Source organism: Polaromonas sp. P1_F9, from assembly GCF_056405615.1.
Genome location: NZ_JBFUBT010000006.1, coordinates 297705 through 317136 on the forward strand (window position 1 = coordinate 297705; position 19432 = coordinate 317136).

Annotated in this window: 23 protein-coding genes and 1 tRNA gene; 10 read left to right on the forward strand and 14 right to left on the reverse strand. The window is 57.7% G+C overall.

Annotation, left to right across the window (positions count from 1 at the left end; all coding sequences use genetic code 11):
• Window positions 1-27 precede the first annotated feature (27 nt).
• The 3 genes from AC1DYR_RS18785 (at window position 28) to greB (ending at window position 1163) form a co-directional block, all read left to right on the forward strand.
• Window positions 28-104: transfer RNA gene (locus tag AC1DYR_RS18785), tRNA-Arg, on the forward strand.
• Between the two features lie 193 nt (window positions 105-297).
• Window positions 298-552 (forward strand): hypothetical protein, encoded by a 255-nt coding sequence (locus AC1DYR_RS18790; protein ID WP_477706429.1) that lies wholly within the window; start codon window positions 298-300, stop codon window positions 550-552.
• A 44-nt stretch (window positions 553-596) separates the two neighbouring features.
• On the forward strand, window positions 597-1163 hold the full coding sequence (gene greB, locus AC1DYR_RS18795; RefSeq protein ID WP_477706430.1) for a transcription elongation factor GreB: 567 nt from the start codon (window positions 597-599) through the stop codon (window positions 1161-1163).
• On the opposite strand, the gene AC1DYR_RS18800 is transcribed toward greB, so the two are convergent.
• The 4 genes from AC1DYR_RS18800 to AC1DYR_RS18815 form a co-directional block, all read right to left on the reverse strand.
• Window positions 1160-3406, reverse strand: a complete 2247-nt coding sequence (locus tag AC1DYR_RS18800) for a RelA/SpoT family protein (protein ID WP_477667766.1) — start codon at window positions 3404-3406, stop codon at window positions 1160-1162. The genes greB and AC1DYR_RS18800 overlap by 4 nt on opposite strands.
• A 109-nt stretch (window positions 3407-3515) precedes the next feature.
• Window positions 3516-3719, reverse strand: coding sequence for a DNA-directed RNA polymerase subunit omega (gene rpoZ / locus AC1DYR_RS18805; protein WP_011482283.1), 204 nt, complete (start codon window positions 3717-3719; stop codon window positions 3516-3518).
• 41 nt (window positions 3720-3760) lie between these two features.
• The gene (gmk, locus tag AC1DYR_RS18810) at window positions 3761-4381 is read right to left on the reverse strand and encodes a guanylate kinase (RefSeq protein WP_477651217.1); all 621 of its coding nucleotides are present in this window, start codon (window positions 4379-4381) and stop codon (window positions 3761-3763) included.
• A 43-nt stretch (window positions 4382-4424) separates the two neighbouring features.
• Window positions 4425-5342, reverse strand: a complete 918-nt coding sequence (locus tag AC1DYR_RS18815) for a YicC/YloC family endoribonuclease (RefSeq protein ID WP_477706431.1) — start codon at window positions 5340-5342, stop codon at window positions 4425-4427.
• A 70-nt stretch (window positions 5343-5412) separates the two neighbouring features.
• Between AC1DYR_RS18815 and AC1DYR_RS18820 the strand changes: the two genes are divergently transcribed.
• The 6 genes from AC1DYR_RS18820 to AC1DYR_RS18845 all read left to right on the forward strand — a co-directional run bounded on the left by AC1DYR_RS18820 (window position 5413) and on the right by AC1DYR_RS18845 (window position 10435).
• A complete protein-coding gene (locus AC1DYR_RS18820) occupies window positions 5413-6420 on the forward strand; it encodes a serine/threonine protein kinase (RefSeq protein ID WP_457282180.1) in 1008 nt (335 codons plus the stop codon).
• Window positions 6417-7319, forward strand: a complete 903-nt coding sequence (locus tag AC1DYR_RS18825; RefSeq protein WP_457282179.1) for a PP2C family protein-serine/threonine phosphatase — start codon at window positions 6417-6419, stop codon at window positions 7317-7319. Before AC1DYR_RS18820 ends, AC1DYR_RS18825 begins: the two co-directional genes overlap by 4 nt.
• A gap of 129 nt (window positions 7320-7448) precedes the next feature.
• Complete coding sequence (gene rph / locus AC1DYR_RS18830; RefSeq protein WP_477649612.1) at window positions 7449-8177, forward strand: ribonuclease PH; 729 nt, start codon at window positions 7449-7451, stop codon at window positions 8175-8177.
• A 45-nt stretch (window positions 8178-8222) separates the two neighbouring features.
• Window positions 8223-8834 carry an RdgB/HAM1 family non-canonical purine NTP pyrophosphatase gene (gene rdgB / locus AC1DYR_RS18835; protein ID WP_477706432.1) on the forward strand — a complete coding sequence of 204 codons (612 nt, stop codon included), beginning with the start codon at window positions 8223-8225 and terminating at the stop codon, window positions 8832-8834.
• Window positions 8835-8991: 157 nt separating this feature from the next.
• Entirely contained in the window at window positions 8992-10176 is a 1185-nt protein-coding gene (hemW, locus tag AC1DYR_RS18840; protein WP_477706433.1) for a radical SAM family heme chaperone HemW, read from the forward strand.
• 31 nt (window positions 10177-10207) lie between these two features.
• The gene (locus AC1DYR_RS18845; protein WP_477706434.1) at window positions 10208-10435 is read left to right on the forward strand and encodes a hypothetical protein; all 228 of its coding nucleotides are present in this window, start codon (window positions 10208-10210) and stop codon (window positions 10433-10435) included.
• A gap of 69 nt (window positions 10436-10504) precedes the next feature.
• Here AC1DYR_RS18845 and AC1DYR_RS18850 read toward each other — a convergent pair whose 3' ends face one another.
• The 6 genes from AC1DYR_RS18850 to AC1DYR_RS18875 all read right to left on the reverse strand — a co-directional run bounded on the left by AC1DYR_RS18850 (window position 10505) and on the right by AC1DYR_RS18875 (window position 16206).
• Window positions 10505-11587, reverse strand: a complete 1083-nt coding sequence (locus AC1DYR_RS18850) for a hypothetical protein (RefSeq protein ID WP_477706435.1) — start codon at window positions 11585-11587, stop codon at window positions 10505-10507.
• 12 nt (window positions 11588-11599) lie between these two features.
• The gene (locus AC1DYR_RS18855; protein ID WP_477706436.1) at window positions 11600-12706 is read right to left on the reverse strand and encodes a DUF4034 domain-containing protein; all 1107 of its coding nucleotides are present in this window, start codon (window positions 12704-12706) and stop codon (window positions 11600-11602) included.
• Window positions 12707-12977: 271 nt separating this feature from the next.
• Window positions 12978-13286 (reverse strand): I78 family peptidase inhibitor, encoded by a 309-nt coding sequence (locus AC1DYR_RS18860; protein ID WP_477706437.1) that lies wholly within the window; start codon window positions 13284-13286, stop codon window positions 12978-12980.
• Window positions 13287-13387: 101 nt separating this feature from the next.
• Window positions 13388-14092: a DUF8168 domain-containing protein gene (locus tag AC1DYR_RS18865; RefSeq protein WP_477694343.1), complete on the reverse strand. Its 705-nt coding sequence runs from the start codon at window positions 14090-14092 to the stop codon at window positions 13388-13390.
• A gap of 7 nt (window positions 14093-14099) precedes the next feature.
• Complete coding sequence (locus AC1DYR_RS18870) at window positions 14100-14654, reverse strand: nucleotidyl transferase AbiEii/AbiGii toxin family protein (RefSeq protein ID WP_477706438.1); 555 nt, start codon at window positions 14652-14654, stop codon at window positions 14100-14102.
• Between the two features lie 1183 nt (window positions 14655-15837).
• Window positions 15838-16206, reverse strand: coding sequence for a hypothetical protein (locus AC1DYR_RS18875; RefSeq protein WP_477706439.1), 369 nt, complete (start codon window positions 16204-16206; stop codon window positions 15838-15840).
• A gap of 87 nt (window positions 16207-16293) precedes the next feature.
• Here AC1DYR_RS18875 and AC1DYR_RS18880 point away from each other — a divergent pair, with 87 nt between their 5' ends.
• Entirely contained in the window at window positions 16294-16551 is a 258-nt protein-coding gene (locus AC1DYR_RS18880; RefSeq protein WP_457280218.1) for a hypothetical protein, read from the forward strand.
• A gap of 507 nt (window positions 16552-17058) precedes the next feature.
• Here the strand turns inward: AC1DYR_RS18880 and AC1DYR_RS18885 are convergent.
• The 4 genes from AC1DYR_RS18885 to AC1DYR_RS18900 all read right to left on the reverse strand — a co-directional run bounded on the left by AC1DYR_RS18885 (window position 17059) and on the right by AC1DYR_RS18900 (window position 18886).
• Window positions 17059-17520 carry a hypothetical protein gene (locus tag AC1DYR_RS18885; protein WP_477706440.1) on the reverse strand — a complete coding sequence of 154 codons (462 nt, stop codon included), beginning with the start codon at window positions 17518-17520 and terminating at the stop codon, window positions 17059-17061.
• Between the two features lie 32 nt (window positions 17521-17552).
• The gene (locus AC1DYR_RS18890; RefSeq protein WP_477706441.1) at window positions 17553-18020 is read right to left on the reverse strand and encodes a tetratricopeptide repeat protein; all 468 of its coding nucleotides are present in this window, start codon (window positions 18018-18020) and stop codon (window positions 17553-17555) included.
• Between the two features lie 77 nt (window positions 18021-18097).
• On the reverse strand, window positions 18098-18418 hold the full coding sequence (yidD, locus tag AC1DYR_RS18895) for a membrane protein insertion efficiency factor YidD (protein ID WP_477706442.1): 321 nt from the start codon (window positions 18416-18418) through the stop codon (window positions 18098-18100).
• Window positions 18419-18502: 84 nt separating this feature from the next.
• Window positions 18503-18886, reverse strand: coding sequence for a pentapeptide repeat-containing protein (locus AC1DYR_RS18900; RefSeq protein WP_477706443.1), 384 nt, complete (start codon window positions 18884-18886; stop codon window positions 18503-18505).
• Window positions 18887-19432: the final 546 nt, after the last annotated feature.

Consider the following 19432-nt stretch of genomic DNA (forward strand, 5'->3'; position numbering starts at 1 on the left):
TTTAAATAAGCTATAATTTGAGGCTTAGCGGCTGTAGCTCAGTTGGATAGAGTACTTGGCTACGAACCAAGGGGTCGTGGGTTCAATTCCTGCCAGCCGCACCACTTTCTTAAGTGATTTCAATAGCTTAGAGGCTCATCCCTCTAGGCTATTTTTCTTTCCGGGGGCCGCTTTTGGGGTCCTTTTTCATACCGTTGCCATCGCGATAGTGGTTTTCCTGGGACTGGGCGGCGCCGGACGGGCTGTACGTCCAACAAGAGCTCCGCTATTCTGGAAGCCTAATTCCGGAGGAGAAACATGGGATCACTGAATGTCGAGGACCACGGTGAGTGGCTCAGTTTTGGCTTGTCGTACGCGGGCAGCATCATTCCCGTCAGGATTTCGCGCGAGGCGATGGAGGAGTTCTTCGGCGCCGTGCCTGGGCCGGATTCCCTGAAAAAAGCGTATGAACAGGATGCTGAAATGATTCACGCCCGGGCCGCTGATCTGGTCGTGGCGGGTGTGAGCTACACGCCTGAAAATCCCCTCGTGCTGAAAATGGAAGATTTTTAGGTGCATTCGCGGCCGGCTGCCATGAATGCTATGGTGGCCGGAGCATGAACAAAGCGTTTACCAAAGAAACCGAGCCGGAGGACGACGAGCCGACGCTCGCGCCCCTGCTTGCAGGCGGCAAAAATTACATCACACCGCAGGGCTATGAACATCTGCGCAGCGAACTTCTGGACCTGATCGACAGCGAGCGTCCCAAAATGGTGGAAATCGTTCATTGGGCTGCCAGCAATGGAGACCGCTCCGAAAATGGCGACTATCACTACGGTAAAAAGCGGCTGCGGGAAATCGACCGGCGAATCCGGTTTTTGACGCAGAGACTGGAAATTGCGGAAATCAGCAACCCGTCGGTGCATTACGGTAGCGACCAGGTTTTTTTTGGCGCGACAGTGGCCTTCGCCGATAGCGACGGAGCCGAACGGGTCGTGACCATTCTCGGCATTGATGAAGCCAACAGTGCCTTGGGGCAAATCAGCTGGATATCTCCCGTCGCCAGAGCCCTGCTCAAATCGCGTGTGGGCGATGAAGTGAGTCTCGTGACTCCGCAGGGCATGCAGGCGCTCGAGGTACTGAAAGTGGACTATCCCGCACCGAACAAATCGACAGCGGATTAGCCGGACGATTTGGCGCGTTGCACCCGCAGTACGGAAGGTGTGCGTTTCACGCTGCGCAAGGCGGAAGCCAGGTGGATGCGGTCGCGCACGGCAACGCCGAAGCGCAGGTCCGTGGCATCATGCGAAGGCTCCTGACCCATGTCGACATGGGTAATGTCCGCCTCGGCACTGGCCAATGCAGCCGCCACGCGCGCCAGGACTCCTTTTCCATTGGAGACGGTGACCAGGAGGTTTGTTTCAAACGTGCGCACTGGCTCGTCTGACCAGTCCACGGCGATAAAACGCTCGCTGTCACGGTGCTGCAGTCGCTTGGCGACGGCGCAGTCATCGGTATGTATCACCAAGCCTTCACCGCGGCCCAGGTAGCCCACAATTCCGTCGCCAGGAATCGGGCGGCAACAGGGGGCAAACTGCACGGAGGCGCCTTCACTCCCATCGATCACCAGCGCGCCTTGCGACACAGACTCATGGGCGGTGTAGCGCTCACGGCTCATGAGCAGGGCATTGGGTTTTTCACCGGTTTCGGCAAGCAGGGTGACGATGCGCTTGGCCACCATGCTGGCGATCCGTTTGCCCAGCCCGATGTCGGTTAGCAGATCGGCACGTGACCGGTTGCCGGTAAAACGCAGGATCTTTTCCCAGGTGGCGTGGTGGGCTTCATCGTCGTCGGGGAGGCGTTCGCGTTCGATGCCCTCGGCACGCAGCGCCTGCGCGAGCATTTTTTCGCCCAGGTCCTGCGACTCGGACAGCGCCATGGTTTTCAGGTGGTGGCGTATTTTGGAGCGGGCTTTCCCCGTGCGTACAAATCCCAGCCAGCCGGGGTTGGGGCTGGAGACCGAAGCCGTGATGATTTCGATCACGTCGCCGTTGTGCAACTCGGACCGAAGCGGCACCTGCTCGCCGTTGACTTTGGCCGCCACGGCGCGGTGCCCCACGTCACTATGAATGGCGTAAGCAAAGTCCACGATGGTCGCGCCACGCGGCATGGCCATGATCTGGCTTTTCGGCGTGAACACATAGACCGCCTCGGGAAACAGGTCAATCTTGACGTGATCCCAGAACTCGGCCGCATCGCGTGTTTCCTGCTGGATGTCGAGCAGCGATTGCAGCCACTGTGTCCCCAGCCGCTGCGAAGCGTCGCCATCCGGGTCGGTGGCCTTGTAGAGCCAGTGCGCCGCGACCCCTGATTCCGCCACCACGTGCATGGCTTCGGTGCGCATCTGGAACTCGATGTTGGTACCGAAGGGCCCGACCAGTGTGGTGTGCAGTGACTGGTAACCGTTGATCTTCGGGATCGCGATGTAGTCCTTGAACTTTCCGGGCAGGGGTTTGTAGAGCTGGTGCAACACCCCCATGGCCGTGTAGCAGGCCGTCAGGTCTTTCACGATCACCCGAAACCCATAGAGATCGGTCACCTGGGCAAACGAAAGGTGCTTTTCATCCATCTTGCGGTAGATGGAATACAGCGTCTTTTCCCGCCCAGAGATCATCACCGGCACATGGGCGCCGGTAAAGGCCGATTCGACTTCTCCCTGCACTCGCTTGATCACGTCGCGCCGGCGGCCGCGGGCCTTCTGCAACGCCTTGGTCAAGGTGGCATAGCGCCAGGGGTGCAGGTGCTGGAAGGAAAGGTCCTGCAATTCCCGGTAGGTGGTGTTCAGGCCCAGGCGGTGGGCGATGGGCGCGTAAATGTCCAGGGTTTCGCGCGAGATTCGGGTCCATTTGGCGCGCGGGACATCGCCGAGCGTGCGCATGTTGTGCGTCCGGTCAGCCAGCTTGATCAGGATGACCCGCACGTCGCGTGCCATGGCCAGCAGCATCTTGCGGAAAGACTCAGCCTGGTTTTCTTCCCGGGTGTTGAATTCCAGCTTTTCGAGTTTGGTCAACCCGTCCACCAGTTCAGCCACCGGCGCGCCGAAACGCTCAATCAGCTCGGGCTTGGTGACGCCGCAGTCTTCGATGGCGTCATGCAACAGGGCGGCCATGAGCGCCTGAGCATCCAGCTTCCACTCGGCGCATTGTTGTGCGACGGCGATAGGGTGGGTGATATAGGGTTCGCCGCTGTTGCGCAGCTGGCCTAGATGGGCCTCATCGGCAAAGCGATAGGCGCGACGGACATTGTCAATGTCGGCAGCGCTCATGTAGTCGAGTTTCGCCGTGAGCGCAGCAAAGCTTGCCGCTGCCGCGTTCGCGGCGGCGGGGGTCGACTTGCTCGAAACAACAGGCGAAAGCATGGCGCTCATGCCTTAAATGTATCGCGGCATGAATAAATCATGGAGAAAATGGACTTTATGAGGCCATAAATGCAAAAAGCACCGCATTGCGGTGCTTTTTTTCGGTGCCAGATTTGACTCAGGAGGGCACTTTTTTCAGCATTTCGAGGCCGATCTTGCCTTCTGCGATCTCGCGCAGAGCGGTGACGCCAGGCTTGTTCTTGCTTTCAATCTTGGCGGCGTGCCCTTGGCTGAGCATGCGTGCACGGTAGGTGGCAGCCAGAACCAGCTGGAAGCGGTTCGGAATTTTTTCGAGGCAGTCTTCAACGGTAATGCGGGCCATGGTGATCTCCGGTGTGATCGATAACGTGGAAAGCGGTGAAATCAGGGAATCTGAAGGGCCTGGAAGGTTTCGGCGCGGGCTCGCCGCTGGGCCGAAAACTTGAGCCGTTGGGCATGCACAATGGTTTTCAGGTCGAAAACTGCCCGCTCAAATAACTCGTTAATTATAACGAAGTCGAATTCCCGGGCCTGGGCCATCTCGGTGGCCGCGTTTTTGAGCCGCAATTCGATGACTTCGGCACTGTCTTCGCCACGCCGCTGCAGGCGCGAGCGCAACTCTTCCCAGCTTGGCGGGAGTATGAAAATCAGCACCGCATTGGCAAAAATCCGTTTGATGTTGATCGCACCCTGAAAGTCTATTTCCAGAATCACGTCGGCGCCGGTGGCGATTCGCTCCTCAATGGTCTGCCGCGAGGTGCCGTAGCGGTGGCCGTGTACATGTGCCCATTCCAGGAAGGAGTCGCGCAGCACCATGCCGTCAAAGTCCTCGGGCGAGAGGAAAAAGTACTCCCTGCCGTGCTTTTCCTGGCCGCGCGGAGGGCGTGTGGTGTGTGACACCGCGGGCTGGATGCGTGAATCCAGTTCCAGAAGGGCCTTGACCAGGCTGGATTTGCCGGCCCCGCTGGGGGCGGCTACAACAAAGAGGTTTCCGGGGTAGTCCATGCGTCCTGGGCGGTAATTTCGGTGTTTTTAGGCTGGGGCGGGGCTATTCGACGTTCTGGACCTGCTCACGGATCTGCTCTATCAGCACTTTCATGTCGACAGAAATGCGTGTTAGCTCGAGGGATGCCGATTTGGAGCCCAGTGTATTGGCTTCGCGGTGCAGCTCCTGGATCAGGAAATCCAGGCGTTTGCCCAGTTCCCCGCCGTTTGCCAGAAGGCGGTCAATTTCATCAAGGTGCGAGGAGAGGCGGGTGATTTCTTCCGCGACGTCAATGCGGATGGCAAAGGCTGTGGCCTCTGTCAGCGCCCGGTCCTGTGCAACTTCCGGCAGCGTGGCGCCGTCCGACAGCGCCATGGCTTCTTTCCAGCGTTCCAGGAAGCGGGTTTTCTGCTGCTCAACCAGTTTGGGCACCATGGGCACCGCCAGCGCTGCCAGCGCACGCAGCTGTCCCGTGCGGTCAAGCAGCATGTCGGCCAGCCGGGCGCCTTCGCGTTCGCGGGCCGCCATCAGCTCTTTCAAGGCTTTTTTGGCCAGCTTGAGCAGCTCATCGCTGTAGTCATGTGGTTTTTTGTCCTCATTGGTGGCGATCCGCAGAATATCTGCCACGCTGAGCGCGGGTGCCTGCGGCAGCCAGGATTTGATGCTGTCCTCCAGCGACCCGAGCCGTTGCAGGGTGGCTGAAGACGGCGCGCGCAGGGTGCTGGCCGAGGTACTTTCCAGCGAAACCCGCACTTCCACCTTGCCGCGCTTGAGCTTGCCGGTGAGCAATTCGCGCAATGCGGGCTCGGCCTGCCTCAGTTCGTCGGGCAGGCGAAACGCCAAATCAAGAAACCGGCTGTTGACAGAGCGTATTTCGACGCCCAGACGGGAGCAGGCATCCGCACCCGATTCAGTTTCCGGGGCGGATTGCGCCATGCTCGATTGCACGGCTGCATAACCCGTCATGCTGTAAACTGACATTTAAAAATACGCTTTACTAGAGAGAGAACAAGACCCAGACTGACCAAGTCATTCTGGCTCATCCCAAATTATGTCAAAGGTCAAGCCCGCACCATTGCCGCCCGACACCGTGATTGGTGGCTATCGTGTTGTGCGAAAGCTTTCAGCCGGTGGCTTTGGCGTAGTTTACTTGGCCGTCGACAACGAGGGCCAGCAGGTCGCCATCAAGGAATACCTGCCATCGTCCCTGGCTGGCCGCGCACCGGGGGAATTGCTTCCGCAGGTCCAGGCCGAAAAGCTCTCGCTGTACCGCCTGGGACTCAAAAGTTTCTTCGAAGAAGGCCGTTCACTGGCCCAGATTTCACACGGCTCCGTGGTCAGCGTGCTGAATTTCTTCCGTGAAAACGAGACCGTTTACATGGTCATGAACTATCTGGAGGGCGGAACCCTGCAGGATTTCATCATCACGGCCCGCGAGCTGAAAAAGCAGAAGGTCTTCCGCGAGTCAACCATCCGTTCGCTTTTCGACGAAATCCTTCGTGGGTTGCGCATCGTGCACCAGCACAAGATGCTCCACCTGGACATCAAGCCCGCCAACATCTTCATTACCGACGACAACCGCGCCGTCATGATCGACTTCGGCGCAGCCCGAGAGGTGCTGAGCAAGGAAGGCAACTTCATCCGCCCCATGTACACCCCGGGCTTTGCTGCCCCCGAGATGTACCGCAGGGACTCTTCCATGGGTCCCTGGACCGATATCTATGCGATCGGCGCCTGCATTTACGCCACCATGCAGGGCTATCCCCCCAATGATGCGCCGCAGCGCCTTGAAAAAGACCGTTTGTCGCTAGCCCTGTCCCGTTTGCGTGGCGTGTATTCCGACAACCTGATTGAAGTTGTCGAGTGGTGCATGTCCCTTGACCCCTTGTCACGGCCACAGTCGGTATTTGCACTACAAAAAGAATTAAGCAGGGAAGGTGAGCGTCGTTACACCAAACTCACCGTCAGCGAAAAGGTTCGCCTTCAGTTTGACAACATGGTGTCTGACACGAAAAAAACCGCGCGCAAGGCCACTGGCTACGCGACTAAATTCAAATGAAATTCTCAGTCTTTCAGGTAAGCCGAAAAGGCGGGCGCGAGAAGAACGAAGACCGGATGGGCTATTGCTACACGCGAGAGTCGGGCCTGTTCGTGCTGGCAGACGGCATGGGCGGCCATCCTGAAGGCGAAGTGGCGGCGCAGCTTGCGCTGCAGACCATTTCCGCGCTGTACCAGAAAGAAGCGCGCCCTGTCATTGAAGACACCACCGAATTTCTTTCCACCGCGCTGATGGCGGCGCATCACCAGATCATTCGCTACGCCAGCGAAAAAGGCATGCTCGACACGCCCCGCACCACGCTGGTCGCGGCGATTTTGCAGGGCACCGGAGCCACTTGGGTCCATTGCGGCGATTCACGCCTGTATGTGGTGCGAGACGGCGAACTGCTGACGCGTACCCGTGACCACTCCTACCTGGAGCAGCAGAGCGCCGGCGTCATCAAGCTCGAACGCATCAACCGCAACATCCTGTTCACCTGCCTCGGTTCTCCGACAAAACCTGTTTTTGACGTTGCCGGGCCCGTGACCCTGCAGCAGGGCGACAAGCTGCTGCTCTGCTCCGACGGTCTCTGGGGCAGCCTGAGCGACGAGGAAATTGTCCGCCAGCTGGCCGGCAAAGGCGTTTCGGATGCCGTCCCCGACCTGGTTGAAAATGCCTTGCGTACCGGCGGCGAACACAGCGACAACGTCACCGTGCTGGCCATGGAGTGGGAAACGCCTGACGCCTTCGAATCCACCCGGGGGGTGTCTACCGACAGCATCATGGACGGCGTTTTCGCCTCGACCATCCAGGCCGGCGTGCTGGATACCGTGGTGGACGACCTTGACGAAGCGACCATTGAACGCTCCATCGCTGAAATCAACGAAGCCATTCGCCGCTCGGCCGCAAGAAAAGCCTGATACCCCGGCTTAGCCGTTTCGGTGGCTGCGCCTTCGGCGCCGCTTGCCTCTTCCGTTCCTGCTCCATTCCAGTTCCATTCCCTTCAATTCCGCCATTCAATCCGGCGCCTTGCCAGAAAGCCATCCATCATGAGTCAGTTTGAACGAAGCGGCGCGCGTGCGGCCGACGCCCTGCGCCCCGTGCGCATCACCCGTCACTACACGGCCTACGCCGAAGGCTCGGTGCTGATCGAGTTCGGCGGCACCAAGGTGCTCTGCACCGCCTCCGTTGAAGAAAAAGTGCCCGGCCACAAAAAGGGCAGCGGCGAAGGCTGGGTCACGGCTGAATACGGCATGCTGCCCCGCGCCACGCACACCCGCGGAGACCGCGAAGCCGCCCGGGGCAAGCAAAGCGGCCGCACCCAGGAAATCCAGCGCCTCATCGGCCGGTCGATGCGGTCGGTGTTTGACTTGAAAAAACTCGGCGAGCGCACCATCCATCTTGATTGCGACGTGATTCAGGCTGACGGCGGTACCCGCACCGCCAGCATCACCGGCGCTTTTGTGGCTGCACAGGACGCCGTCAATACCCTGCTGGCCAGCGGCAAGCTCCAGCAAACCCCCATCATCGACCACGTGGCCGCAATCTCGGTCGGCATCGTGCAAGGTACGCCCCTGCTGGACCTGGAATACACCGAAGACTTCGCCTGCGACACCGACATGAACGTCGTCATGACCGGCGCCGGCAATTATGTGGAAGTGCAGGGCACTGCCGAAGGTGCGGCGTTCTCGCGCAAGGAAATGGACGCGCTGCTGGTGCTGGCCGAAAAAGGCATCGTCGAACTGGTCGGCATGCAGAAACAGTCGCTATCAAATTAATAGCTGCTCGGGCATGTTTCTATTGGGCTAGAGGCCTTTTTGCTTATGAAAATCGTACTTGCGTCGAATAATCAGGGCAAACTCGCCGAACTCAAGGCAATGTTCCTCCCCCTGGGCCTGACGCTGGTCAGCCAGGCCGAGCTGGGCCTGCCGGAGGCTGACGAGCCCTTTCGCACCTTTGTGGAAAACGCACTTGCCAAAGCCCGCCAGGCGTCGCGCCTCAGTGGCCTGCCCGCGCTGGCCGACGACGCCGGTTTGTGCGTGGATGCCTTTGGCGGCCTCCCGGGCGTAGACACCGCGTTTTACGCCACGCAGTTTGGCTATGCCAAAGGCGACGACAACAACGTCAAGGCCTTGCTCGAGCAAATGGCCGGGTTCACGCAGCCCGCCCAGCGCCGCGCCGCGCTGGTCAGCACCCTTGTGGCGGTCCGGTCTGCGGAAGACCCGGAGCCACTGATCGCCTCAGGCCGCGTGGCCGGAGAAATCGCACCGGCACCAGTCGGCAGCAACGGCTTCGGCTTTGACCCTGTGATGTACATCCCCGAGTTCGGCAAAACCTTCGCGCAGCTGCCCGTTGAAGTCAAAAACGCCAACAGCCACCGCGGCAAGGCCGCACGCCAGATGATCGAACTCATGCGCGAGCGTTGGCTGACATGAAACACCCCGTGGCTTCGCGCACTTCGTGTCGCGGCCTCCCCCTCAAGGGGCGGCACCTGCGGTCCGGCGAAGCCGGCCCCGCGGTGCCTGCTGGCCTGAGCTTCAACGGATGCGAGGCTTCGTCCCTGCCATATTCGTTCAGCGATCAGAACCCATCATGAAAGACATCCAGCACTACATGCGCAGCGGCACGCTGCAGCTGGCCGCGTTGCCGCCGCTGTCGCTGTATGTGCATCTGCCCTGGTGCCTCAAGAAATGCCCTTATTGCGACTTCAATTCGCACGAGGTCGCCGGTGAAATGCCAGAGCAGCGCTACATCGACGCCGTAGTGGCCGACCTGGAGGCCGCGCTGCCCCTGATCTGGGGCCGCATGGTGCACAGCATTTTTATTGGCGGCGGCACACCCAGCCTGTTTTCGCCCCAAGCCATAGACCGTCTGCTTGCCGACATCCGCGCACGCCTCAGGCTGGAAGCCGACTGCGAAATCACGCTTGAAGCCAACCCCGGCACCTTTGAAAAAGACCGCTTCAAGGCCTTTCGCAGCGCCGGCGTCACGCGCCTGTCCGTCGGCGTGCAAAGCTTTGACGACAAACACCTCAAGGCCCTCGGCCGCGTGCACGACCGCGCCCAGGCCATCGCCGCGGTAGAAGAAGCCGCACAGGCCTTCGACACCTTCAACCTCGACATCATGTACGCGCTGCCAGGCCAGACCATGGAAAGCCTCGAGCAGGACATGCGGCAGGCGCTGGCGCTGCAGCCGCCCCACATCTCGATTTACCACCTCACCATCGAGCCCAACACCTACTTCGCCAAATTTCCGCCCGTGGTGCCTGAAGAAGACACCGCCTACGCCATGCTCGACAAAATCACCGAGATCACGCAGGCCGCCGGGTTGCAGCGCTATGAAGTGTCCGCCTACGCAAAGCCCGGCCACAGCTGCTTTCACAACCTCAACTACTGGCAGTTTGGCGACTACCTCGGCATAGGCGCCGGCGCCCACAGCAAGCTCAGCTTTGCGCACCGTGTGGTCCGCCAGGTGCGTTACCGTGAGCCCAAGCTCTATATGGAAAAGGCCCTGGCCGGTGAAGCCGTCACGCAAGAAACCGAAGTCAGCCGCGCCGACCTGCCGTTCGAGTTCATGCTCAACGCCTTGCGCCTGCGCGACGGCTTCAAGCTGCAGGAGTTCACCGAAAAAACCGGCCTGCCCGTCACCGCCATTCAGCGCGGCCTGGAAGAAGCCGAACGCAAGGGCCTGATCGAGCGAGACTTCGTACGCATCAAGCCCACCGAGCGCGGATTTGATTTTTTGAACGACCTGCAATCCTTGTTTTTGGTCGACTAGCGCCAACGCCAACGCCACTCAACACAATCTTATGGAAACATCCGCCGTTGTTTTTCTGGTGATCAGCTGCGCCGTCAGCTTCGGCCTGGGCCGGCTGTTTGTGCACTTTCGCGACAAAAAGCGCAAAGAAAAACTGCAGGCCCGCGAAGCCGAAGCATTGCGCAACCGCCCCCCAGAGCCCGAGTCCCTCAACAAGGCCAAGCGCAAGCGGCAGCTTCAGCAACAGGGCAAGCTCAGCAAGGGTCGTGATGGCCGTTAAGCCGGGTACGCAAGCCGTATCTTCCGGCGCGATTGCGTCAGAAAATCCAGGGTCGCATAAGTGTTCGGCCTATCTGGCTGCCCATTTCGCGCAAGCTTCATACGATTTTCCGCTCAACCAATAGCTGCTGTTCAGTTCTTCCTTCGGCAATTGCTTCATGGCTTTCACAAACGCGGGCTTGTCTCGTTTGGCACATGCATAGCTCGGATAGACGTTTTTAAAGTACGGATCCGGATAACGCTCAATCAGGTCTTCAAAACTTGCTTTCATTCGCGGCCAGTTCATTTTTGATCCGGGCAGCAAAGCTCGAGTCCGGTGAATATAAAGCCGTGCATACATTGAGCTACCTTCCGTGGCCTTTTGCTGTTCGCTCCAGTAATTGATAAAAGCATCAATGGCTTCCCAGTTCCCGCCCTCCGCCTGGGCCATGCTGTCCAGGGTATTTCTATAAAGATAGAAATCCCTCGGCCAACGCTTGACGGCGTTCTTTAAGGTCGCTGCAATATTGGCATTGGGTGATCTTGAGTCAAGTGCAATGGCAAGCGTCAGCATGTCCCACATCGGTGTGGCTTTCAACTCGGTGGGCGCGTTATCCAGTATTTTTTGTGCGGCAGCAAGCCTGCTGTCATAGAGCTCCCAGGCTTCCGGAGATATCGAGTTCGGCCCGCTCGTGCCGCGCGCTTCCCACGCACTGGCGTACTGGTAACGCGCCTCGGCAAAAACGGCGAAGTAAGAGTTCGGAACAACGGCCTTCCAGCGTTTGATTCGCTCTTCTTCCTGGGGCGACGTTCCTGGTGCGGGCATTGCCAGCTTGAACGCCATATAAGGAGCGGTAGCCATGGGCTCGCCTGCGGGGAAATTCTTGCCCGATGCGATCAACTCTTTTAGTGCCCGTTCCAGCGCCTTGAAGCTTTCCATTGTGTACAGCAGCTTCAGGTTTGACGCGGCGGTCTGATAGTTGGGCCAATAGTCGTTGTTGCATGGTGGCCCTCCGGGGGGCGTGTAGCAACGCCATGGCATTTCGTCGCCTGAGGCGGCAGATGCCGGGCCGGCGAGAGCAGCCGCGAGCGCTGTAAAAATGCAACCCTTTTTCAGATGGCTGATCCAGTTGTAAAGAATCAACGCCTTCTTCAAATCGATGAGTTTCAGCATGCGGTTATGTCCCTATTTGGAGGCCCATAGCGTGCAGACATCGTACGAATGACTCTCAAGCCATATACCGTGAAGAAGCTGCTCTTTTGGCAATTGGCTCATGGCTTTTGTGTATGCCAGTTTGTCCCTTGCGAAACAGGCGTACGCAGCAAAGTAGTTTTTGAATGCAGGGTCGGGGTAGCGTGTGGCCAGGTCTTCAAGGCTTGCCCGCATCCTCTCCCACTTCATTTTTGTGTCGCTCGGAAGAGCTGTTCCTGCCAGGCTAATATACAAACGCGCATACATCGACAACCCTTCGGTAGCCTGTTGTTGCTTGCTCCAGTGATCTATAAAAGCTTCCACAATCTCCCAGCTGCCGCCCCATTTGGGCGTCGACCGTGACACAGCATGTGTGTAGAACTCGAATTGCCGGGGCCATTGCGTCACGGCAGCCTTGAACACAGGTGCTACTCTGTTCTTGTTCCTTGAGTCCAGCGCAATACCAAGGGCCAGGCCATGCCAAAGCGGCGTCTTCTTCGCGGCCGCAGGCGCGCTGTCGAGAAGCTTCTGTGCAGCCCGAAGTCTGCTGTCGAACAGCTTCCACGATTCGGGTGAAACGGTGCCGGCATACCCCCCGCCCCGTGCGTTCCATGCATCTGCATACTGGTAAGCAGCTTCCGCAAGGGCAACAAAATGCGAATTCGGAAACGCGGCTTTCCATTGCGCCAGTTGCATGCGCTCATGCTCCCCCGCGCCTGGCCCTTTAAAAATCTGGTGGAAAGCAAAGTAAGGCGTACTGGACAAAGGCTCTCCCGTCAAAAAGTTTTTGTCAGAGCCCGACAGGTCTTTGAGCGCCTGTTCAAGCAGGCCAAAACTTTTCAGCTGAGGGTTCAGGTAATAAAGCAGTTTCAGGCGGTCTGCACTGGTCGGGAGGTCCGGCCAGTCTTCGCCCTTGCAGACGTCACCTTGAACGCCATAGCAACTCCACGGGTAAATGCCCAGTTTTTTGAATTCCCCGGGTCTTGGCCCACCCGCTGGCACCGCTTCAGAAGCAGCCACTGCCGCGGTGAGAAATCCGCTAAACAGCAAGGCAAACGCGCAAGCTTTCTTCAGGAAGGCATTCCAGTTGTTGATTGACATTCGCAGCCTTTGATAAGTGGAGCAGGTGGCCAGCAGAGGCTGCCGAACGAAGAAAGAATATCAGCAACGGGTCGTTTGCATCCCGCAAACTGCGGGCTTGCGTGGGGAGGCAACAACAACATTCAAGCAGTTATGTCGGCCTGCCAAACCTGGCAATCCATCGAACGTAGTCTGCTCAGCAAGGCCAGGCGCAAGCAGCCGCGGCAACTTGAAAACAAAAGAAGTCAAAAAAAACCGCAAACGCTTGCCGGCTTCCGTGACGGCCCTTTTTTTAGCCGCAGCTCACGTGCGTCACGCGCCCGGCAGCATCCACCGTCAGGCTCAGCCGATCAGCATTGAACTCCATCGTCACGATCTGCCCAGGTTTCAGCACCCGGACGGCTTTGGTGCCGGCGCGTGTGCGGGCTTCTTCTTCAAGTGCTGCGTTGGTGTTGCGGCCCACGGCAAATTGGGCTGGTGCGGCGTTGCAGGCACCGCTTGGCGGCGCAGATGCTGGCGTTGATGCGGCGGGGCCTCCTGCACAGGCGGAGAGGGCTATCGGTAGGGCAAGTACAAGAGCGTTGGGGAAATGCATGCGCATGGCGAGGTCCTTTCGGCGAAGTTTCTTGAACATATCTCACGAGACATGACAGGGCCGCAAGTGGGCGAAGCCCGCTTGCGGACATCCCCTCGATGGAACGGTTAGTCGGTTGGTTGCTCATGCTCCAAGTATTTGAGCAGAATGTCTCGGGTTAATAGCAGCATCTTCCAGCGCGTTGGTCCATCGGTAGGTTTTGCGTTGACCCAGTTTCCGTGGCGAACAGGATCGGCGTATGCCTTGATAGTGTTGTCGATGATTGCGCGCTCCGTGCCCAAGGCGTCATGCAAAGACTGCCAAGTGTCCTTGCCCGTCTTGAAGGCGAATGCGGACTTCAGGCTCTCGACTACGCGGAAGCAGTAGGTCGCGCAATCGGTTGTGTCGTTGATGGCGCGGAGATAGTCTCGCAGTGCCAGACGGAAAAACAGATCGCGATTCGCCTGCACGAACGCTCGGTTGAATACGGGGCCGTACGGATCAAATCCGAGCGTTTCGGTTGATGCAGTGCCCGTTGGCCGAACACCAAATACATGGGGCGTTCCGTCTTCCTCGGTAACTTGAATCAACTCGACCGCGTAGCCCGAGCCCAACGAGAATCCGAGCGCGCCCACAACAATGTGCGCGAAGTGTTCCGCCGCGATGTATGCGGTTATGAAACCGTCAATTGACATGAGGTCCAGGAGCACCGTGACTTGAGAAGAGTCGCACTGTGCGACTACCCGTCCGTGCTCTGGCATCTGCCATTCGACGGGGCCGAAGCGAATGTCGGCTCGCTCAGGGTGGACTCTGCCGGTGGCAACGTATCGCATGGGCCGCCTAACGTTTGAGATGAGAGGCGGCGCCCGACCTGCCGGGCGACGTCCTCTCGATTGAAGGGCTAAGCCGCCGCTTCCAGTGCGCCAAGATTGCCTCGACATCTGCTAGGTCGCGAGCTTGAGCTTCTTGTGCCAAGTTGCTCGATGCTGAAACGACCTTGGTGTACAAGAGCTCTTCGAGCCCTAGTACCCGGAGTTCCAAATTCTCGAAGCTTGCGAGAAGGGCGTTCTGGGTAGCTGCTGCAAAGTCGAGTGCGCCAACTGAGGTTAGGACATCGACTTCTTTACTGGCCTGATCTGGAAGACAGAGAAGTTTCTTTGTCATCTGGAGCGTTTCAACCGTGAGTTTGTTGCTTTGGACTGGTGTGAAGGCGCTCAGTACCTGATGAAGCTTGTCTGCGTTGACCTCCGCCCGCGAGACAACGAGATCGAGATCCTCCGTTTCTCGGTTCATGCCGTGTGCTTGCATCGCCTTTCCACCAATCACGAGAAACTCTATACCTGCCGCGAGAAACGTCTGGGCGACTGACAGCTGATACGGTGAAAGTGAAGGCATTTGGAATAGCGCTCCAAGCGGCCTAACGTTGGAGTTGACCGGAACGCACCGGCAGCGCGCCGCAAGGTGCACGATCACCCGCGCGCCTTGCGGCGCGCTGCAGGTGCGTGTCCGCGTCGAACGACCTGTTAGACCTCACTCCCCCTCCTGTCGCGGAAAACCGCAGCTATTGCAGCTTGAACGTAATGAGTTCAGCGGCGGCCAGAAGCCAAACTCCTCGCGACCGCTGAAGCTTGAGCCGCAGGCCGGACACGGCGCCCGAAGCAAAAACCAAGTGCTCACCACGCCGCAAGCCAGGAGAAAAGCAAAAACCACAAGGTTCCGCGGTACCGGCAGGCCGAGGAGGCTCAGGGAAGCCGATAAGTACAGGCAGCCCGACACCCAACGCAGCGCTCGATTTCGGGTTGTCCACCGGCCGTGATCGTGAAGTGCCATCTCGTGAGGTCTAACGTAATGTATACCGCAAGGTCTGCGGTATAACATCGCTCCTGCGGTATAACCTGGCCACTGAAAACCCAGCCAAGTGCTTGTTATTAAAAGGTTTATTTTCCATTTTGAGTTTTGTTCAGGTCAATAAAAAAGGACCAAACCCCGCAAACCAATTCTAGGCGGACAGTCTTCTTTTCCTCAATGCAGTGATCACATACAACCAGGGCAGCAGCCACATTGCAGAATAAACCATGAATGCCCATGGGATTGGGTCAGACGAAGGAAGACTGGGTCCAAGGTAAGACGTATAGAAATCGACACTCCAAAGTACGTTCAGTACACCGAGAAGCGGAGCCAACGCCACCACCCACGCCCCAGATACTTTTGCCCCTTTCGCAAATAGGAGCAAAGCGATTGGTATGGCCGCGCCAACAATGGGAGTCCAGAATAAAAGTGAATCAAGAGCGCGCAGGGGAGAACCCCATCCACCCAAGGCTAATGCTGCCGGCCAACTCACGAGTCCAACACCAATCGCCAACACGATTCCGATAATTTGCATAACGCCCGTCCCCCTTCACATGGGGCATGGTATCGCACGCGATATCCCGGTCGGGATGACAATTCGAAGCGGTCGGCTTCCGGTTATGGCGGTTTTTTTTGCAACGCCATCGCCATAGCGACCTAGCGTTTGATTTAAACGGCGTGCCGAAGGCACGTCAGCTTGCAGGAAGGGTTGGGCCTCGCGCGCACGGGCCTATGCAACATATGCGCCCACGACAACGCAGAACGTGGAGGTGAAGAGGATGCGGATGAGAAAGGTGATTCGTGACTTCTTGAAGACTCGAACATCAATGAGATATCCAACCACTCCTGCCAGTCCGTACGCTCCAGTGGCAACCAAATAAGGAGTCTCGAACTGCTGGCGAAACAGATGAACTGTGATGACGATCCAGACCAGAACTTCAATGGCTCCTTCTGCGAACTCGAGGACGAGCCGAGACCGCCGACTTAGCGGTTGCTTCCTGACCTCCAGGAAGCCGTTAATGAAGCCCAGGGGGAATGAGACGACATTTGAGGCAACAAAGATTGCCACGGCATATGCGATCGAGAAGGCTAGCTCCATATTGGCGGGGCCTAACGTGAAGATGACCGGCGCACAACACTTCGCGGCGAAGCCGCCACGTGATGTTGTGTGTCCGCGTCGATTGGCATGTTAGACCTCACGACGGGCAAGCCAGAGCTTTTCCATGCTGACAATTTCCATGCATTCCTGGATGATTTTATGAAGTCGCCTACGTGGCGGAAAGGAATGGATTCCCCATGTCAGGACTCCGGTCTCAAGGCGCGTGAGCTTGCCTTCGAACAAGTCATTTACTTCATAAACGATGCCGATGGCTTTGAACTGGTAGGTACAAACATAATGAATGCGCTCAGTGGCATCGTATGGGTGGTTGCACTCGCCTTCTAGTCGTCGAACAGTCATCTTATTGATGCCCAAAGAAATTGCGTGGTGGGAAACTCTCGCGCAGGGACAGGCCCGCTAGCGTTTTATTGAGATCGGGCCATGAGGTCTAACGTAATGTATACCGCAAGGTCTGCGGTATAACATCGCGCCTGCGGTATAACCTGGCCGTCAAAAAACCAGCCAAGTGCTTGTTATTAAAAGACTTATTGTCCATTGTGAGTTTCGGTCAGGTCGATAAAAAGAATACCAAACCCCGCAAACCGATTCTAGGCGGACGGTGTGCTTGCCGCCTCCTCAATATGGACGAGCGGAGACCAAACCGATTCCGTTGTGTTTGACCATCGCTCCCCGTAACCCGGCCTGGCTGCATCCTTGGGTGCCAGTCGCTGCGCTTGGTGTCACGTTGGCCGCGGGCCAGGCTTACCGTTTGACTTAAGCGGCCTGCCGAAGGCAGGTCTGCTGGAAGGGTTAGGCCGCAGCCTTTCCGGCTCACCAATGCGTATGTGATTTTCATGACGGGAGCTCGCCGAGCAGGCGACTCGCATCTCTGTGCAGTGATTTCCGCACTCGTGGAGGACCCGCAGAAACATTCTCAGTCTTGGCCAAGAGAGCCTCCAAAATCTGCCGCGCCTCATGGAAGAAGGACTGGCGAATGCAGTGCATGGAGTAGAAGATAGCAATCGTTCCCTCCTCCAGAAGATCAGAAAATCCGAGCGATTCAACTTCGTCAAACAGACGCCTCGCTTCGGCGTGCGGTGGATCCCGAAAGATCAGAGCTTTGAATATGTGGCCGGTTACGGTTCTGTTCGCTGCAATCTTCAAGTCGTCGGAGACTTCAGCCTCTTCAAGGAAGGATTGTCGTATCTCCTCTAGCCTTGAAACGATCTCTGAATCTGAAAGGTCAGCTTCATTGATTTTCACGCGAGAAGCGATTGCATCAACTAACCGCAAGGTGAAATTGCTTGGTTTCATCTGTGTGGAAAGAGTGGGCTTCTTGCTGCGGCCTAACGTAGAAATGACCGGCGACCGACAGGAGCGCACGAAGCGCGCGGACGTAGTTGGGCGTCCGTGTCGACTGTTATGTTAGCCAGCAGCGCACGCGCGTTCTCTTGGTTCTTGCGAGCCAACTTGAATGAGCTGGCCTTCGGGGGCACAAGCCTGTAGAGACGCAATGCAGCTGCTGGGCGACGCTGGTCGAGAAGTGCATTTGCAATGTTGTAAAGGAGGTCACCTCGCTCACGCCACGCGGCTCCTGCACGGGCCTTCCGATAGAACCGCTCCGCCCGCCTTGGCTCCCCAAGATCGGTGTAGCAATCCCCTAGAGCCCAGAGGGTGTCGACGTCGCCGGGCGCCAGCACCAGGGCGTCCCGGAACGACTTCAGGGCTCGAAGTACCTCGCCTTTTCGATAAAGGGCGTCCGCCTCGGCATAGCAGGCCAGATGCGCTTCCAAGGTTTGGGCTGGCTGTGTCATCTGCCGGCTAACGTCGACGCTCAGCGGGAGCCGCAGGCGATCCGATGGAACAACCAGTTAAAACTCGTGCCGCCACTTCAGGGCCAGGGGCATGCCCCGATGCAGCCGCTTCCCATACAGGTCGCACCTTCCTTGGAAAACAGTGGGCACGCTTCATTCTTAACCTCCTCATCTTTTTGATTTTCACTCAACACTGCGGCTGAAACAGTACATGCCGCAAAACGCAGGCGCAAAAGCAAAAGCCCCTCAAAAAGGCCGAGCCTCTGAATTGCCCGGCGTGCGAATTCCGAGCAGGATGATCTGCCAGTGTGTACTCGGTATGCGCAGCAAAACCCCTTATGTGGTGAAACGTACCGCTGATAGGTGCCGATAAGGGCAATGGCGCCACTACTAAGCATGAGTTTTAACGTTGGAGGCAACCGGACCGCAACACTTGCGGCGAAGCCGCTTCCTGCAGTTGCGGGCCCGTGTTGGCCGACCAGTTAAAGTGCATTTTTGAACACATTCTCAAGTCCCGTACAGTTTGTTTGCCTGCAGCCAAACCACCTATTTTCTCTGAAGGTACACCCAGCTCCGAGATTGTCGATAGTGACAATACAGTCTTCAAACTCACACTCGACAAACTTGCAGTCGGCAAAAAAACTGCCCTGAAATTTGCAGGCTTTGAATTTCACGTTTACGAAGACCGCTTGACTAAAGTGGCCCCAATACCACTCGCACTCCGAAAATTCACAACCCAAGAAGAAAGCATGCACCATGGCCCCTTCGGTCGATATGGCTTGAAAGGTGCAAAACCGGTAGAAATTCTCAGACCAGTCAGGCCCATTGCCTTTCGTTGCTGCGTAGGTTTCACTATCGAACTGCATGCGCTTTAACGTAGAAGTGACCGGACCACCAACATGAGCGGCGAAGCCGCGGCCTGCTGTTGTGGGGCCGTGTCGATTGACAAGTTATGCATCAGCACCTGCCGCCACTATTCTCACAAGTTTCCCCTGTGCGGCCGCGTACACAACAGCCTCCGCGATTTCTGAAGCCTCGCCCTCCGCGAACAGCACACCATCTGGCCAAGGCTCCGCGAACAGCGCTTTGAATCTGCCGCGAAGCTGCGGCGCGATTGAAATCCAACTGGTCGCCGGACCATCATCTCCGCAGGTCAAGCAGCGCAGAAAGTAGCTCCCGTATTCCACGAAGGCTCCAGACGTCGGCGAACCACAACTGGAACATCGCTCAGCGCTCACTTTCTCACTCCTGAGGCATAACGTGCGTGTGACCGGCGTCCAGGCGCAGGCGCGACCAAAGGGAGCGAATGTCCGTGGGGGTCCGTATCGATTAGTTTGTTAGCTTTGCGGTGCATGTTGCCTTCCTGCCCCGCGAGACAGCACGTCGTGCAGATTTGGGTCTCGAAGCATAGT